Raw genomic sequence first — 17023 nt, forward strand, 5'->3', positions numbered from 1 at the left:
CTTGCGTATTCTCTTCATCGGCGACGTGGTCGGCAAAACCGGCCGCGTGGTGATCCTCGAAAAACTGCCGGGCCTGATCCGCGACTGGAAACTCGATCTTGTCATCATCAATGGCGAGAACGCCGCCGGCGGCTTCGGTATCACCGAGACGATCTATAATGATCTTATCGACGCTGGCGCCGATGCGGTGACGCTCGGCAATCACGCCTGGAATCAGAAAGAGGCGCTGGTCTTCATCGAACGCGCGCCGCGTCTGATCCGTCCGTTGAACTTCCCGCGCCACACCCCGGGCCGCGGTGCTGCGCTGATCGATGCCAAGAACGGTGCGCGTGCGCTGGTGATCAATGCCATGGGCCGCGTCTTCATGGAGCCGCTCAACGATCCGTTCAGCGCTGTCGGCAAGGAGATCGATGCCTGTCCGCTGGTGGAAGCCGCGGACGCCATCGTGGTGGATTTCCATGGCGAAGCCTCGAGCGAAAAGCAGGGCATGGGTTACTTCTGCGATGGCCGCGTGAGCCTCGTCGTCGGCACGCATACGCATGTGCCGACCGCCGATCATCAAATCCTGTCCGGCGGCACAGCTTACATGACCGATGCCGGCATGACCGGCGACTATGATTCCGTGATTGGCATGCAGAAGGAGGAGCCTGTCAGGCGCTTCACGACCGGCATTCCCTCCGGCCGTTTCGAGCCCGCCTTCGGCCCGGCGACCTTGTCGGGCGTTGCGGTCGAAACCGATGACAAGACCGGCCTCGCATCACGCATCGCGCCGGTGCGGCTCGGTGGCCGACTGTCGCAGGCCGTGCCCGAGTTCTGGCTGAACTAGTTCGGCCTACTGCTCCGTCTGTTTGCGCAAATCCGCGACATCGCTTGCCGTGATCTGCGATCCCTTGCTGCCGAAGCGCGCGGTCACGTAATTCGCGACAGCCGCGATCTCCGTATCTGAATGGCTCTTGCCGAAAGCTGGCATCGACAGTGCGCCTTGCGGCGTATGCCGCTTGGTGCCGGAGATCACGATCTGCGCGACGTTCGTCGCGCCGGGATCGTTAACGGCCCACGCGCCAGTCAGCGTGGCCATGGGCGAGAGTGCGCTCTCGCCTGTCCAGCCATGGCAGCTCACGCAGGCGCCCTGGAAGACCGTCTTGCCAAGCGCGTTCGCCGTCATGCCGTCCCTGTGCGAAGGCGGTGCGGGTGGCGCGAGTTTCGCGGGCAGATCAGGTGAGGGCACCGCCGGCACCGTGCGCAGGAATGCGACCATCGCCTTGATATCCGTCGGCGCCATCTTGCTGAAACTGTGGTCCACCGCTTCGCCCATCGGCCCCGACGCGGTGCCGTGACCCTTGGCATGCCCGATCGACAGATAGGAAACGACATCGTCGTCGCTCCAGCTGCCAAGGCCTGTCGTCTTGTCCGAAGTGATATTGAAGGCCCGCCATCCGGCGGTCAGGGCGCCAGCGAATTTCTTACGGTTGTCGAGCGCGAAGCCGAGATTGCGCGGCGTGTGGCATTCGCCGCAATGCGCCAGCGCCTCGACGAGATAGGCGCCCCTGTTCCATTCCGGGCTTTGCGACGTATCGGGTTCGAAGCGCGTATCGGGATTGAAAAGCGCCGACCAGAATGTCATTGCCCAGCGCTGATTGAACGGAAAGGCCAGCGTATTCTCAGGCGGCGCTGCGCGCACCGGTGCGAGGCTGAACAGATAGGCCTTGACCGCGAGCGTATCCGCATCGGTCATGTAGGTGTAGGACGTATAGGGCATCGCCGGATAGAGCCGGGCGCCGTCGTGGCGCTTGCCGCTTCGAACGGCGTCGAGAAACTGCTGATCGGTGTAGTTGCCGATGCCTGTCTCTTTGTCCGGCGTGATGTTGGTCGAGTAAAGCGTGCCGAACGGCAGTTTGAACGCGAAGCCGCCGGCATATTCCCTGCCGCCGGGTGCCGTGTGGCAGACCATGCAATCCGCCGCACGCGCGAGATATTCACCGCGCTCGATCGGGCTGGCGCTGGTCATGTTGGCGGGAACGCCGGTGGGATTGGGACCCTTGTAATCGGCCAGCGCCACCTTCGGGCCGCCCGAGAAGGCCATGGGTCCGGGGCCGCGCACATAGAGCGCAGCGCCGGCGGCGCCGACAACACCGATAAGGATGACGCTGCCGAGAATGCGACGTGCGGCGGGCGTCATGACTTCTTCCTTTCGGCGATCGCATCGCGGTCGATTGGCATCCTCCTCAGCGCAACGCCAGTCGCAGCATAAATTGCATTGCGGAGTGCCGGCGGTCCGCCGATCACGCCGCACTCGCCTATGCCGCCAGGCGCTTCGCCGCTCTTGATGAGGTGGACATTGATTTTCGGCATCTGGTCGATCCGAAGCATGCGGTAGTCATGGAAATTGGACTGCTGCACGCGTCCCTTCTCGATAGTGATGTCGCCATAGAGCGCGGCGGTGAGGCCGAACACGATGCCGCCTTCGATCTGCGCCACGATGGTGTCAGGATTGACAGCGATGCCGGTATCGACCGCCACGTTGACCTGACGCAGACGAATTTCTCCCTGTGAATCGATCTCCGCTTCGACCACAGTCGCGATCGAGGTATCGAAGGTGGGCTGGATGCTCACGCCGCGTCCGACGCGCGCTGGCAGCGGCTGACCCCAGTTGGCCTTCTCCGCCGCGAGATTGAGGGCCGCCAGCATCCGCGGCGCCTTGCCGAGCAATTCACGCCGGAACACGACGGGATCCTTGCCGGCCTTGCGAGCGAGCTCATCCATGAAGCTCTCGATCGCGAACACGTTATTGTTCGGGCCGACGCCGCGCCAGAAGCCGGTCGGCACCGCCGGCGGTTCGACACGGACATATTCACACTGGAAATGCGGGAAGTCGTAGGGCTGGTCCGCGGCACTATCGATGGCGTCGATGTCGATGCCCTTCTGGAACGCAGGCGGCAGCCAACGTGCGATCACGGCCGAGCCTGCGATCTTGTACTTGAAGCCGACCACTTTGCCGTTGGACAGTGTCGCCGAAATGTTGTCGCGATAGACGGGGCGATAAATGTCGTGCTGGATGTCCTCTTCGCGGGTCCACACCACCTTGACCGGTCCATTGACCTGTTTGGCGATGCGCACCGCCGCCACGACCATGTCGGGCTCAAGCCTGCGGCCGAAGCCGCCGCCAATCATGTGCTGATTTACTGTGACCTTGTCGATCGGCAGGCCCGCGGCCCTGGCGGCTTCGGATTGCACCCGCGACATGATCTGCGTGCCCGTCCAGACCTCGCAGGAATCTCCCTTGAAGTGCACCGTGCAATTCAAGGGCTCCATGGTCGCGTGCGCAAGGAACGGCATCTCGTAGGACGCGTCGATCCGTTCGCCGGTGGCGAGACCCTTGGCGATGTCGCCGACGGATTTGGCGATTACGCCGTCCGTCTCGCTGGCCGTGCGCAAATGCGCCCAGATGTCCTTCGAACTGATCTTGGCGTTGGGACCTTCATCCCAGGTGATATCGAGCGCTTCGAGCCCGGACTTGGCGGCCCACATGTGATCGCCGACCACGGCCACGAGGTCGTCGAGCACCACGATCTGCCGCACGCCCGGAATCTTCTTCGCCGCGCGGTCATCGGCCTTGGCGAGTTTGCCGCCGAACACCGGGCATTGTGCCAGCGTCGCGAATGACATGCCCGGCACCATCGCGTCGATACCGTAGATCGTCTTGCCGTTGACCTTGTCCGGTGTGTCGAAGCGCTTCAGCGGCTTGCCGATCACCGAGAAGTCTTTCGGGTCCTTAAGCGCGACCTCCTTCGGCGGCGTAAGTTTGCCGGCGGCGTCGCACAACTCGCCATAGGACAGTTTGCGTCCGCTGGCCGCATGCATCACTTGCCCGTTCGACGCCGTGCAGCTCGCAGGTTCGACCTGCCACTGTTCAGCTGCGGCTTGCACCAGCATCGCACGCGCGGTTGCACCGGCATTGCGCAGAGGTTTCCAGAATGCGCGCACCGAAGTCGATCCGCCGGTCGCCTGGATGATGAAAATTGGATTGCCGTAAAGCTTGTCGCTGGGCGGCGCATGTTCCAGCGTGATCTGCGCATAGTCGGCGTCGAGCTCTTCGGCGAGGATCATGGCGATGGCGGTATAGATGCCTTGCCCCATCTCGACTTGCGGCATCACCAGCGTCGTCTTGCCGGTAGTGTCGATGCGGATGAACGCGTTGGGGGCGAATTTGCCCTCCGTCGTATCGGGAGGCTGCGTCGGCTCATTGGCCGCGCGGACCGGAAGCTGGAAGGCGAACATAAAGCCGCCGGCAAAGGCGCCAGCGAGCAGATTGCGCCGTGAAAGGCCAGAAGGCTTGTTTGCAGGACTGGCCGCAACAAGCATGTTGTCTGCAAGTTTCATGGCCGACTCCTAGGTTTGCCGTTCGGAGGCAGCATGTTTGATGGCTTCACGCACCCGGACATAGGTGCCGCAGCGGCAGATATTTCCGGCCATGGCGGCATCGATGTCAGAATCGTCGGGGGTCGGCGTAGCAGCGAGGAGCGCCGCCGCCGACATGATCTGCCCGGACTGGCAGTAACCGCATTGAATGACTTCGAGATCGAGCCATGCCTTCTGAACCCTGGCGCCGACCGGTGTGGTGCCGACGCCTTCGATCGTTGTGATGGCGCGCCCGCTCACCGCACTGACCGGCAGCAGACAGGAGCGCACGGCCTTGCCGTCGATATGCACGGTGCATGCCCCGCATAGCGCAACACCGCAGCCGAATTTTGTGCCGGTCATGCCGAGAATATCGCGCAGCACCCAGAGCAGAGGCATGTCTTCTGGTGCGTCGAAGGACTTCTGCTCGCCGTTGATATTGAGATTTGCCACAGTGAGACCCCCGTTTGCTCGACTCGATGATGCAATGGCGAATGGTTCGTCATCGACCAACAACGGTACTATAGGCGTACGATCATCATTTCAAAAGCAGCAATAAGATGCAGCAGGACTATACATTGGTTTGTATGTCGCGCGAGCGTGTCTGTCGGATAAATCGCGGTAAAATCTGCGCGACGTCATCCGACGCCCTCTTCGTGGGCGTCGGATGACTTTTATTCAAAAGAATATTGCGGTTGCGTTAGGCTCGGCCTGCCCGAAAAACGTTACGCGATCTGCCGACTGTGGGGCTAGTACCGCTCCGGCACATACATTTCGGCTGGCACCGGCGTGCGGTGATAGTCGGGATTGCGCACGCGTGCAGGCAGGACCACAGGCGGATGCTCGACCTCCTGATAGGGAAGCTGTTCGAGCAGATGCGCGATGCAGTTCAGGCGGGCCTTCTTCTTGTCGACGGCCTGCACCACATGCCACGGGGCTTCCGGAATATGCGTATGCTCAAGCATCGCTTCCTTTGCCTTGGTGTATTGCTCCCAGCGGGTGCGCGCCTCGACATCCATCGGGCTGAGCTTCCACTGCTTGAGCGGATCGGCGATGCGCATCGAGAAGCGCAGGTGCTGCGCTTCATCGGTGATCGAGAACCAGTATTTGACCAGGATGATGCCCGAGCGCACCAGCATGCGTTCGAATTCCGGCACCGAGCGGAAGAATTCCTCCACGTCATCCTCGGTGCAGAAACCCATCACGCGCTCGACGCCGGCGCGGTTGTACCAGCTACGATCGAACAGCACGATCTCGCCGCCGGCGGGGAGGTGCGAGACGTAACGCTGGAAGTACCATTGGGTGCGTTCGCGCTCATTCGGCGCGGGGAGTGCGGCAACGCGGCAAACGCGTGGATTGAGCCGCTGGGTGATCCGCTTGATGACGCCACCCTTGCCAGCGGAATCGCGACCCTCGAAGATCACCACGACCTTGAGCTTGTTCTGCTGCACCCAGCTCTGCAACTTCACCAATTCGCCCTGCAGGCGGAAGAGTTCCTTGAAATAGAGGCGTCGCTCGATGGTCTCCGCCGGGCTGTGGTCGGACATTTCGTTGGTCAGGGCGTCGAGACGATCGTCATCGATCTCGAGCTCGAGTTCTTCGTCGAAGCCGTCCAGCATCTCTGCACGAATGCGGTCGTGGATTGCTTGCGCGTCGTCGAGGGAATGTTCGGTCATGGCAGCTCCGCTTGTATCGAATGGGTCCACGGTTATGGACCGATGCAAATGTCAGCGGTGTGACACTGCCTCCCATGCCCGGAGCGAATGGGCAAATGGCCCCAATGGGTCTCGCCGCCGCTGTCCATGCAGGACGGGGTACCGCAAGCCGAAATTCAACTACGCGTGATTGGCGCTACCTTGAGAGCCAAACGTGCGCATCTGAGGTCGCGGGGCTCGTTGACCAAGGAAAAATGTGATGAATAAATTCATTCTGTTGGGCGCCGCTTTACTGATCGCCGGCACTTCGAGCTGGACCGCGCAGGCCAAAGACGGGCATAGCGCTGCCAGCAAGCATCGACGGATCATGTCCTCTCACGCGCGGTATGAGGGAAGCGCCCCCGTAACGGTCTATCGCGGATTTGGTGCCGGCCCCGGTTCATATGGATACAGCGCGCCATATGGATATGGCGGCGGTTCATACGGCGGAGATGACAATGCGGAGGGCCGAACGAGCGGCGGCTAGGACGCCTTGGCAGTTTCGGCTGCTAGCCCACTCGCAGACGGAATAGGCGGCGCTGCGCCAGGTCTCAGGTGGCAGCGCAGCGCCGTTTACAAACCCAAATCATAATTTGTATGCCGTGCGGAAGCCGCCCCAATGGCGTCCCTGTATGCGCACAGGCACGTCTATCTCGCGCATCATCACGGTCTGACCGTTGCCCATGTCGCGGGCATAACTCTGGATCAGGTAGGAACGTGTATTGCGACCGGCGGCCAATCCAGCCGGATCGTTGAAGATGCGGCGGTTGCGGCAGTTGGCAGTGTTCCAGCTCACATCGCCCGGGCGCTGCGGCTTCGAATAGATGCTGTTATGCACCGGTAGATAGCCGTTGCGGTCGATCATGGCGCAGAATGCCATACGGGAGTCCTTGGCCAGAAAGGCATCCTGGAATTCGGGCAGCGCGCGGTCGGCCCAGCCGAGAATCTTCGTCCGATATTGCACCGGATTGGAGCCGGGGATCTCGACGTAGTTGTCGTCGAACATGTCGTCGATGCTGATAGCGCCGGATGCAATACCGTCGGCAAAGATCTTGTTGAGCACGGCGCCGGCGTCGATGGCGCGGGTGACGAATTCGGTATTCTCGTCGTGGATCGCCCATAGTCGGTCTTCGATCCGGCTGATGAGAGCGCCGTCGGGCGCGACGAACAGTGCCTGTGCGCCGGCGGGGGAATGTTCGGCAATGCGCAGGCGGCAGGGGCCGACCTCGCTGAGTTCAGCAGCAACGATGTCGTGCAACGGAAGCCGGGTCGCGTCCGGTCCGCCGATGAGAATGCCGTCCATCGAGATTTCATAGACCGGCGCGCCGATCTGGCCGGCGCGCGCCTGAAGATCGACGTTGAGGTGACATGGCAGCTTTTCGCGTCGTCGCTCGTCTTCCCGCTCGCTTTGTTTGAGCAGCACCGCGCAACGCGACTTCAGCCGCGAGGCAAACATCGTCACGGCCTGGCCGGCCTGCGCGACATGCTCGCCATGGGCAGCCGCTTCCTTCGCAGCGCTATCGATTTCCGCGGCGCTGTCGCCGACCGAGACGATGAACTGCGAGGCGGTGGTGGCATTGTGCGACATCTCGCTGGTCGTCGCGTTCTGCTCGGCGACTGCGCCATTCACATTGGCAAACACCGGGCGGATCGCGTCGATGGCGGTGGAGATGCGATGCACCGCATCGACCGAACTCGCAGCGTCGCGCTGCAGGGTGTCGATCTTCTTCCTGATCTCTTCGGTGGCGTTCTGCGTCTGCACCGCCAGCGCCTTGACCTCGGTGGCGACGACCGAGAAGCCGCGGCCTGCAGCGCCGGCGCGTGCTGCCTCGATGGTCGCGTTCAGTGCGAGCATCGTTGTCTGCCGGGCAATCTGCGCGATCAACTCCAACACATTGCTGATTGCAGCGGAGGAGTCGCGCAGGCGGTCCACATTGGCGCTGGCTTCATGGGCGGCGGCGCCGGCCTCGTCCGCAAGCCGGCTGGCATCGCGCACCTGGGTGCCGATACCCTCGGCCGAGTGGGTGAATTTGTCGGCGGCCTGCGCGAAGGTCGTGGCCGTGGATTGCGCGGCGCTGCTGCGGTCGGCCAGTACGTCGGTGCGGGCGCGGATGGCAGATAGGGTGGCGGCGGTCGATTCGGCGCCTCCGGCCACCGAAGTTGCCGCGCGCTCGAGCTGGCGGATAAGCGCGCCCAGCTCGAGTTCCAGCAACTCCAGGATGTCGCGAGCGGTATCTGGTTCAGGATGCTGCGGTGCCACAGAAGGTGCTGTGTTTTCAGCAATCACCACCACTTCAGCCGCTTCCGGCTGCCGCTTGCGGAACAGTCCAAACGCCATCGGTGACCCCAATGAATACAATCTATGCGGGTAACCTTGCACCTCGGCGTGAAGTGATGGTTAAGGTCGGTCGCGGTATTGCGAAGATCTGCCGGATTCGGCTGCAAATTTTTGATTTTGCCGATTTCGCGGCCTATAACCCCGCGCCGCAGCCCTAACTACCCTGACGCTTCAAGAGAGACCGCATGGCCGGACATTCCCAATTCAAGAACATCATGCACCGCAAGGGCCGGCAGGATGCCCAGAAGTCCAAGCTGTTCAGCAAGCTGGCGCGCGAAATCACCGTCGCTGCCAAGATGGGGACGCCGGACCCGTCGATGAATGCCCGGCTGCGCTCCGCCGTGATCGCCGCCCGGCAGGAGAACATGCCGCGCGACAACATCGAGCGCGCCATCAAGAAGGCGATCGGCAGCGACGGCGAGAACTACGATGAAATCCGCTACGAGGGCTATGGCCCCGGCGGCGTCGCCGTCATCGTCGAGGCGCTGACCGACAACCGCAACCGCGCCGCGTCCGACATCCGTTCCTACTTCACCAAATCCGGCGGCAATCTCGGCGAAACCGGCTCGGTTTCCTTCATGTTCGACCATGTCGGCGTGATCGAATATGACGCCGACAAGGCCTCGGCCGATGACATGCTCGAAGCCGCCATCGAGGCTGGCGCCGACGACGTCGTGTCGGGCGAGGGCGGCCATGAGGTCTATGCCTCGCAGGAGACGTTCCGCGAGGTTGCCAAGGGACTGGAAGCCAAATTCGGCGAAGCCCGCAAGGCGGCGGTGATCTGGAAGCCGCAGAACACGCTCTCGGTCGATGACGAGACCGGCGAGAAGCTGATCAAGCTGATGGACCTGTTGAACGAGCATGACGACGTGCAGAACGTCTATGCCAACTTCGAGGTATCGGACGCGCTGATGGCCAAGATGGGCGGCTGAGCAGGGACTCAGCTTCCCTCTCTTTCCTTTGGGACGGCTCCGCGTTTCTATTTCGTTCCCTGCCGTCCGGCGTTATCCCTGTGGGATGACAAACCCTCCGATTCGCCCTCCTGTCCGCATCATCGGCATCGATCCGGGCCTGCGCCGCACTGGCTGGGGCGTGATCGAGATCGATGGCAACCGGCTGACCTATATCGGCTGCGGTTCGGTGGAACCGCCGGACAATCTGCCGTTGGCAAGCCGGCTGCTCGGCATTCATGAGGGGCTCGCCAAGATCCTCGGCGATTTCCAGCCGGCAGAGGCAGCGGTGGAGCAGACCTTCGTCAACAAGGACGGCGTCGCGACGCTGAAGCTCGGCCAGGCGCGCGGCATCGCCATGATGACGCCGGCGATGTTCGGCATTGCCGTCGCCGAATATGCGCCCAATCAGGTGAAGAAGACCGTGGTCGGCGCGGGCCACGCCGACAAGAACCAGATCCAGATGATGCTGAAGATACTGCTGCCGAAGGCCGAGCCGAAATCCGCCGATGCGGCCGACGCGCTGGCCATCGCCATCACCCATGCGCATCACCGTCAGAGCACGGCACTGCGCCTCAAGGTCGTCGGCGCGTGATCGGCAAGCTCAAAGGCCTGATCGACAGCTATGGCGAGGACTATGTGATCCTCGATGTACAGGGCGTCGGTTATCAGGTGCATTGTTCCGCTCGCACGCTGCAGGCACTGCCGCAGGCGGGCGAAGCTGCGGTGCTCGCCATCGAAACCTATGTCCGCGAAGACCAGATCAAGCTGTTCGGATTCCGCAGCGATATGGAGCGCGAATGGTTTCGTCTGCTGCAGACCGTGCAGGGCGTCGGCGCCAAGGTCGCGCTTGCCGTGCTCAGCACGCTGCCGCCGGCCGACCTCGCCAATGCCATCGCGCTGCGCGACAAGACGGCCGTGGCGCGCACGCCGGGCGTCGGTCCTAAAGTGGCCGAACGCATCGTCAGCGAATTGAAGGACAAGGCGCCGGCCTTTGCGTCCGTCGATCCGGTGGTCGCGCAACTCGCCGGCGCGATGGACGACAACCGCGCACCAGGCGCCGTCAGGGATGCGATCTCCGCGCTGGTCAATCTCGGCTATGGCCAGCCACAGGCGGCGGCCGCCGTCGCAGCGGCGTCGCGCAGCGCAGGCGAGGGTGCGGAAACGGCGCAACTCATCAAGCTCGGGCTGAAGGAATTGGCGAAGTGAGCCTTGCCAGAATCGCCCGCGTGATCGGCATTGTCGCGATCTTCGGTATTGTCGGTTCGCTATCCGTGGCTGCACTTGTGTCGTTGCTTGTGGTCGGTCTGGGTGCGTCGATCCTGCAATTGATCTTCTTTGTCGCCGATCTCGATGGTTTCAGATCGCTTGTGTCGATTGCACTGTGGTTGCTGGCATTCGTTGCTGCATTGGCGGCGCTGCTGCCGTCGCTCGGTGCCGGCGTCGTCTTTGCGCTGCTCGCCGTCTATGCCGGGCAAAACACGATCTGGATGGCGTGGCTCGCTGCGGGCGTCGGCATTGCCGGCTTCATCGGGTTTGGAATGTTCGTTCAGCCCTCGGAATCGTCGGCGGTGATTTTGCCAGGCGTTCGATCGTTTACGCAGGCGCTGTCGCTCTCGATATTGCTCGCGGGTATTGCCGTGATTCCAGCCAGCCTGTGCTGGTGGTTCGCGCGGCCGTTGCACCGTGGTAACGTCGCATCATGAATACGCCACCCGATCGCATGGTTACACCTGAGCGCCGCTCTGACGATGTCGGCGACACCACGCTGCGCCCGCAGTCGCTGTCCGATTTCGTCGGCCAGGCACAGGCGCGCGCGAATCTGCAGATATTCATCGATGCAGCTCGTAAGCGCGGTGAGGCACTGGATCACACATTGTTTGTGGGCCCGCCCGGCCTCGGTAAGACCACGCTGGCGCAGATCGTGGCGCGCGAGCTCGGTGTCGGCTTTCGCGCGACATCGGGGCCGGTGATCGCCAAGGCCGGCGATCTAGCGGCATTGCTGACCAATCTCGAAGAGCGCGATGTGCTGTTCATCGACGAGATCCACCGTCTCAGCCCTGCAGTCGAGGAAGTGCTCTATCCCGCGATGGAGGACTTCCAGCTCGATCTCATCATCGGCGAAGGCCCTGCGGCGCGCTCTGTGAAAATCGAGCTGTCGAAATTCACGCTGGTCGGCGCGACAACCCGTGCGGGTCTGCTGACCAATCCGCTGCGCGATCGTTTCGGCATTCCGCTGCGGCTGAATTTCTACACGATCGACGAGCTCGAAAAGATCGTCACGCGCGGCGCCCGCGTGCTGGACATCGGCATGACCCCTGATGGCTCTAACGAGATTGCGCGCCGCGCCCGCGGCACGCCGCGCATCGCTGGGCGTCTTTTGCGCCGTGTGCGCGACTTTGCCTCTGCTGCGGATGCGTCTGCGATCGATCGCAAAATCGCCGACCACGCGCTGTCCGCGCTGGAAGTCGACAGCGCGGGTCTCGATGCGATGGATCGCCGCTATCTCACCACCATCGCCATGAACTATGCCGGTGGTCCCGTTGGTGTCGAGACCATGGCGGCCGCGCTGTCCGAGCCGCGTGATGCCATCGAGGACATCATCGAGCCCTATCTGATCCAGTGCGGCTATCTGCAGCGCACCCCGCGTGGGCGCTTGCTGACGTCGAATGCATTCAAGCATCTAGGATTGAGTGAGCCGAAGCGAGATGCGAGCCAGATCGGATTGTTTGGCGAGGAGGAGTAGCGCAATGACCGACAAGATTATCGGCGTGGTCGCCGCGCTGATCCGTGACGATGCAGGGCGCATGCTGGTGGTGCGCAAGCGTGGCACCGAGGCCTTCATGCAGCCGGGCGGCAAGCGCGATGCCGGCGAAGACGATCTGGCCGCGCTGGAGCGCGAGATCAGCGAAGAGCTGGGCTGCCGGATGGTGCCGGGTTCTGCGCAGGCGCTCGGGCAATTCAACAGCGTTGCCGCGAATGAACCGGGGTGGCAGGTGCAGGCCAGTGTCTATGCGGTGAAGGTGGATGGAGCGATCGCACCCCAGGCCGAGATCGCCGAAGCGATTTGGATCAATCCAACTGCGCCTGAGGCTATCGTCTTGGCGCCATTGACGCGTGATCACGTGCTGCCACTCGCAGCTCACGGCTTTTCGTTATGACCGGTTCTACGACCTTCCATCTCGACGGCGCCATCGCCGACGGCCTGCATCGCATGCAGGTGCGGCGCCATGGCCTTTGTGGGGTCTTTTAAGAGCCAAGAGATCGAAGGGGTGCTCGGACGGACGCCGGCTTCGCGAGCGCTTTGATCTCGTCCTTAGCACAGGCGCAATTGTCGCCGCGCGGATCAGCCTTGCCCAACATTGGTGGCCGCTAGGCCTGAACCGTCGATGCGGCGATCTCGTCCAGTACTTCGGTCAATCGGTCTACGGCCCAATCCACCTGTGACTCGTCGATAATCAAGGGGGGCGCAAAGCGTATCGTGTTCCGGTGAGTATCTTTGGTCAGCACTCCCGCCTGAAGCAAGCGGCTGATCACCGTACCGGCACTAGCCATGTTACGGTGTAACTCGACCCCCGCAAACAAACCGCGACCGCGCACCTCGCGGATGATTGGATTTTTGATCGCAGAGAGCCGATCGAGGAGATGCGCGCCGACAGTCGCGGCACGTTCAATCAATCGCTCGTCGATTAGTGTGTCGAGGGCGGCTAATCCAACCGCTGATGCAATCGGGTTGCCTCCGAATGTGCTGCCGTGGTCACCGGGAGTGAAAACCTGCATGACCTCGCGACGGGCGAGGAAAAGCGAAACCGGTAACATCCCGCCGCCGAGCGCCTTGCCGAGCATCAGACCGTCGGGTGTTACTCCTTCATGCTGACACGCGAGCAGACGTCCGGTGCGTCCCAGACCGCTCTGGATCTCGTCGCACAGCAGCAGCACGTTGTTCGCCTTGCAAATGCGCGCGGCCTCAGCGAGATATCCAGGGGGCGGCACATTGATCCCGCCTTCGCCTTGAATTGGTTCGACCAGAAAGGCCGCGGTGTCAGGGGTAACGGCCGCGGCGAGCGCCGACGCATCGCCGAACGGCACGCGCGTGAAGCCGGGCGGGAACGGCCCGAAGCCGTCGCGATATTGGGTTTGCGAAGAAAAGCCGACGATCGAGATGGTACGGCCGTGGAAATTTCCCTCCGCGACGATGATTTCGGCCCGGTCAGTCGGCACTCTCTTGACCCTGTAGGCCCATTTACGTGCCGCCTTGAGCGCCGTCTCGACGGCTTCCGCGCCGCTGTTCATCGGCAACGCGGCGTCCATACCGGTAAGTGCACAAGCCTTCGCGAGGAAAGGCCCCAGCCGATCGCTGAAATAAGCGCGCGAAATCGTATCCAGGCGTTGTGCCTGTTCTGTCAGCGCCTTGACGAGGCGCGGATGGCAATGGCCGAAGCTCGCCGCCGAATATGCGCCCATCATGTCGATGTAGCGTCTGCCAGCCTCGTCCCACACGTAGACACCAGCCCCGCGGACGATCGTGACCGGCAACGGTGCATAGTTTCCTGCGCCAAAACGGGCTTCGAGACCGGCGAAATCAGTCATGACAAGCGCTCCTGCCGCGTTCCTCCCCCGCACCGGTTCGGCATGCCATCCCGACCGTTGGTGAGGGCGCACAAGCAGAACTACATCGTGAGATCACCGCTCATGGCGCGCTCTCCCGATTGGGCGCGCGTAAGGCGATGCGCACCTCAGTTCTGATGTAGGAAGGCCGACGCAGAAAAAACAGGTGCGAGGGCTCAAGACAGGCACCGCCACCTCTCCCATTCTGCTATAATCCGTTCATGACGATCGGGATTACCGGGCCCGAACGGAAGACGCCAGGGCGAAACGCCGTGGTCGGGGTGATTGTGACTGCCATCTTCTCCGGAATTTGCCTGATCCTTCTCGCGATTGTCGGCGACTTCTTGGTCGACTGGATGTGGTTCTCCGCGGTCGGCTATTCGCAGGTTTTTTGGACATCGATCGGCGCGAAAGCCGCAGTCTTTTCTGTCGTCTTCGCGGCAACTGCCGTCATTGCGTGGGCAAACGCCCGGCTGGCACTTTTTCTTGTCCGACGGCGGCGAGGCCGGCTTCCCGTCGACTTCGACTGGAAGCTCGCGGCCACCGCGGTGTCGCCCGATCCGTTCGAATTCATACGCGATCGGTTGCCATGGCGCCTTGCCATCGCTGGCGGCGCCGGATTCCTCGCTCTGCTTGTTGCATGGGAGGAGGTCGGCAATTGGAGCATCATTCTGCAGTTCCTCTATCAGGTGCCATATGGCGCGAATGATCCGCTGTATGACAAAGATATTGGATTCTATCTGTTTTCTCTGCCCGCCTATATCGGCATCAAGAATTGGGCATTGCTAACGCTGTTCATGAGCGCGCTTCTCGCCGCAGTGATCTATTGGCTGCATGGTCAGATCGAATACCAGGTCCAGCGGTGGTCGATATCACCGCCAGTGGTTGCTCACGGCTCGGCGCTGCTCGGCTTGCTCTTTGTGGTGAAGGCATGGTCCTACGGACTCGACCGCTATTTGCTGCTCTACGGAGACAATGGCGTAGTGGTCGGCGCGAGCTACACCGATGTCCACGTGCAGCTACCCGTTCTCTGGTTGCTGCTCGGGCTTTCGATCGTTGCGGCATGCGCCGCGTGGGCGAACCTGTGGGCGCGTACCTACTGGCTCCCCACTGCCGCGACGTTGCTCGTCTTCGGGGGCGCTTTCCTGCTGTCCGGCGTGATCCCGATGCTGTTTCAGCGGTTCTACGTGAAACCGAACGAACTGGAACTGGAGCGGCCCTACATCGAACGCAGCATCCGTCTGACCAGGGAAGCCTATAATCTCGACAACATCGCCGCCAAGCCCTTTCCTGCCGAACAGGACCTTACCTTCGCGACACTCGAAGCCAACAAGGCGACCATCGAGAACATCAGATTGTGGGACGGGCAGCCGCTAGCCGATACCTACGCCCAGCTGCAGGAGATACGCACCTACTACAAATTAAGTGACCTGGATGTCGACCGCTACTGGCTTCGCGGCACCTACCAGAGCGTGATGCTGTCGGCACGCGAGCTCAGATCCTCACTGCTACCGCCGAACGCCCAGACGTGGGTCAACCTGCATCTGCTGTTCACCCACGGCAATGGAGCGGTGATGAGCCCGGTAATGCACAAGAGCTCTGAAGGGCTCCCGTTGCTTTACCTGCGGGATATTCCTCCCGTTGCGGACGGAGGCCCCGAAATCCGCGAACCGCGCATTTATTATGGACAAGAGGAGAGCAACTACGTTGTCGTCAGGACGACCACGCCGGAATTCGACTATCCGAAGGGGAGTGAAAACGCATACACGGTCTACGACGGTGCCGGTGGCGTACCGCTGACGGGTATGGTGCGAAAAATCATCTTCGCTCACCACTTTAACGACATGAATCTGCTGCTCTCCAGCTACATCACCGACGACAGCCGGATCATGATCCGGCGCAATATCGGGGAACGGCTACGCACGATCGCCCCGTTCCTCAGCCTCGACCACGATCCCTATCTGGTCATCAGCGAAGGGCGGATGTTCTGGATCCAGGATGCCTATACAACCAGTAACTATTTTCCCTCTGCGCAGCCTGCGCCCGGCCGCAATCTGAATTACATCCGCAATTCCGTGAAGGCCGTCGTCGACGCCTATAACGGCAGTGTCGACTTTTATCTGATGGACCAGGAGGATCCGATCGTAGCCACCTACCAACGAATCTTTCCGGGGCTATTCAAGCCGTTTGCGGCAATGCCGTCCGATCTGCAAAAGCACATTCGCTATCCCGAGGACCTCTTCCTGATTCAGGCGCAGCTTTACCAGACCTATCACATGGCATCTGCCGACGTTTTCTATAACCGGGAGGATCTTTGGCAGTTTCCGCGCCAGCCGGCCGGCGACGGCGTCGCGCCGATGGTCCCTTACTACATCGTGATGCGGCTGCCCGGCGAAACCCAGGCCGAGTTCTTTATCATGATCCCCATGGTGCCAAGCCGACGCGACAACATGATCGCATGGCTGGCAGCGCGCTGCGACGCTCCCGACTATGGAAAATTGATCGTCTACGAATTTCCCAAGGAGAAGCTCGTCTACGGACCGTTCCAGATCGAGGCGCGCATTCATCAGAACACGGAGATCTCCCAGCAAATATCGTTGTGGAACCAGATGGGTTCACGGGTGATCCGCGGAAACCTGCTGGTGATCCCGATCGAGAATTCGATCCTGTACGTATCGCCGCTGTACCTGCGCGCGGTCCACGGGCACTTGCCGGAGCTCAAGCGTGTGATCGCCGCCTACGGCGAGCATGTCGTCATGAAAGAGACGCTTGCCGAGGCCTTGTCCGCGCTTTTCATCGAAACTAACGCGTCACCGACATCGCTGGGTGCTGCGACGGAAATGCCACGTGCGAGCCCTGCGGAAAACAGGGCGCAGGAGGCGTTTGATCGCTATAACGAGGCAATGAAGCTGTTGAGGTCTGGGGATTGGGCAGGCTTCGGTGTGCAGATCGACGGGATGCGCGGTCTTTTGGAGAAAATGAGCCGGGAATCGGCCGGGCACTGACCAGCGCCGGCTAATTGCCATTCGACAAAG

General features: G+C 61.7%; 16 protein-coding genes. 10 read left to right on the forward strand and 6 right to left on the reverse strand.

All coding sequences use genetic code 11. The annotated features are described in order from the left end of the window. Window position 1: 1 nt before the first annotated feature. Window positions 2–826 carry a TIGR00282 family metallophosphoesterase gene (locus HP556_RS20415; protein ID WP_175368328.1) on the forward strand — a complete coding sequence of 275 codons (825 nt, stop codon included), beginning with the start codon at window positions 2–4 and terminating at the stop codon, window positions 824–826. A gap of 6 nt (window positions 827–832) precedes the next feature. Here HP556_RS20415 and HP556_RS20420 read toward each other — a convergent pair whose 3' ends face one another. From HP556_RS20420 to ppk2, 4 genes are all read right to left on the reverse strand, one after another. Beyond that, a complete protein-coding gene (locus HP556_RS20420) occupies window positions 833–2179 on the reverse strand; it encodes a c-type cytochrome (RefSeq protein WP_175368329.1) in 1347 nt (448 codons plus the stop codon). Next, entirely contained in the window at window positions 2176–4380 is a 2205-nt protein-coding gene (locus tag HP556_RS20425; RefSeq protein ID WP_246297831.1) for a xanthine dehydrogenase family protein molybdopterin-binding subunit, read from the reverse strand. The genes HP556_RS20420 and HP556_RS20425 overlap by 4 nt, the downstream gene beginning before the upstream one ends. A gap of 9 nt (window positions 4381–4389) precedes the next feature. Beyond that, on the reverse strand, window positions 4390–4851 hold the full coding sequence (locus HP556_RS20430; protein WP_175368330.1) for a 2Fe-2S iron-sulfur cluster-binding protein: 462 nt from the start codon (window positions 4849–4851) through the stop codon (window positions 4390–4392). A gap of 296 nt (window positions 4852–5147) precedes the next feature. Continuing rightward, complete coding sequence (ppk2, locus tag HP556_RS20435; protein WP_092144861.1) at window positions 5148–6074, reverse strand: polyphosphate kinase 2; 927 nt, start codon at window positions 6072–6074, stop codon at window positions 5148–5150. A gap of 238 nt (window positions 6075–6312) precedes the next feature. Here ppk2 and HP556_RS20440 point away from each other — a divergent pair, with 238 nt between their 5' ends. Further along, window positions 6313–6579 carry a hypothetical protein gene (locus HP556_RS20440; protein WP_089265382.1) on the forward strand — a complete coding sequence of 89 codons (267 nt, stop codon included), beginning with the start codon at window positions 6313–6315 and terminating at the stop codon, window positions 6577–6579. A gap of 99 nt (window positions 6580–6678) precedes the next feature. Here HP556_RS20440 and HP556_RS20445 read toward each other — a convergent pair whose 3' ends face one another. Continuing rightward, complete coding sequence (locus tag HP556_RS20445) at window positions 6679–8430, reverse strand: methyl-accepting chemotaxis protein (protein WP_175368331.1); 1752 nt, start codon at window positions 8428–8430, stop codon at window positions 6679–6681. A gap of 11 nt (window positions 8431–8441) precedes the next feature. Here HP556_RS20445 and HP556_RS20450 point away from each other — a divergent pair, with 11 nt between their 5' ends. The 7 genes from HP556_RS20450 (at window position 8442) to HP556_RS20480 (ending at window position 12541) form a co-directional block, all read left to right on the forward strand. Next, complete coding sequence (locus HP556_RS20450) at window positions 8442–8588, forward strand: hypothetical protein (protein WP_158596842.1); 147 nt, start codon at window positions 8442–8444, stop codon at window positions 8586–8588. A gap of 27 nt (window positions 8589–8615) precedes the next feature. Beyond that, entirely contained in the window at window positions 8616–9362 is a 747-nt protein-coding gene (locus HP556_RS20455) for a YebC/PmpR family DNA-binding transcriptional regulator (protein WP_089265380.1), read from the forward strand. Between the two features lie 85 nt (window positions 9363–9447). Continuing rightward, a complete protein-coding gene (gene ruvC, locus HP556_RS20460) occupies window positions 9448–9975 on the forward strand; it encodes a crossover junction endodeoxyribonuclease RuvC (protein WP_093756789.1) in 528 nt (175 codons plus the stop codon). Beyond that, window positions 9972–10589, forward strand: a complete 618-nt coding sequence (ruvA, locus tag HP556_RS20465; protein WP_089265378.1) for a Holliday junction branch migration protein RuvA — start codon at window positions 9972–9974, stop codon at window positions 10587–10589. The genes ruvC and ruvA overlap by 4 nt, the downstream gene beginning before the upstream one ends. Next, on the forward strand, window positions 10586–11086 hold the full coding sequence (locus HP556_RS20470; protein WP_246297832.1) for a hypothetical protein: 501 nt from the start codon (window positions 10586–10588) through the stop codon (window positions 11084–11086). Before ruvA ends, HP556_RS20470 begins: the two co-directional genes overlap by 4 nt. Continuing rightward, a complete protein-coding gene (gene ruvB, locus HP556_RS20475) occupies window positions 11083–12126 on the forward strand; it encodes a Holliday junction branch migration DNA helicase RuvB (protein WP_175368332.1) in 1044 nt (347 codons plus the stop codon). The genes HP556_RS20470 and ruvB overlap by 4 nt, the downstream gene beginning before the upstream one ends. A gap of 4 nt (window positions 12127–12130) precedes the next feature. Then, window positions 12131–12541 carry an NUDIX hydrolase gene (locus tag HP556_RS20480; protein ID WP_175368333.1) on the forward strand — a complete coding sequence of 137 codons (411 nt, stop codon included), beginning with the start codon at window positions 12131–12133 and terminating at the stop codon, window positions 12539–12541. Window positions 12542–12752: 211 nt separating this feature from the next. Here HP556_RS20480 and rocD read toward each other — a convergent pair whose 3' ends face one another. After that, entirely contained in the window at window positions 12753–13970 is a 1218-nt protein-coding gene (rocD, locus tag HP556_RS20485) for an ornithine--oxo-acid transaminase (RefSeq protein WP_175368334.1), read from the reverse strand. A gap of 239 nt (window positions 13971–14209) precedes the next feature. On the opposite strand from rocD, the gene HP556_RS20490 reads away from it, so the two are divergent. After that, window positions 14210–16993, forward strand: a complete 2784-nt coding sequence (locus HP556_RS20490) for a UPF0182 family membrane protein (protein WP_175368335.1) — start codon at window positions 14210–14212, stop codon at window positions 16991–16993. The last annotated feature ends 30 nt before the right edge of the window (window positions 16994–17023 follow it).

The sequence above is a fragment of the Tardiphaga robiniae genome (assembly GCF_013359755.1).
Classification (GTDB): Bacteria; Pseudomonadota; Alphaproteobacteria; order Rhizobiales; family Xanthobacteraceae; genus Tardiphaga; species Tardiphaga robiniae.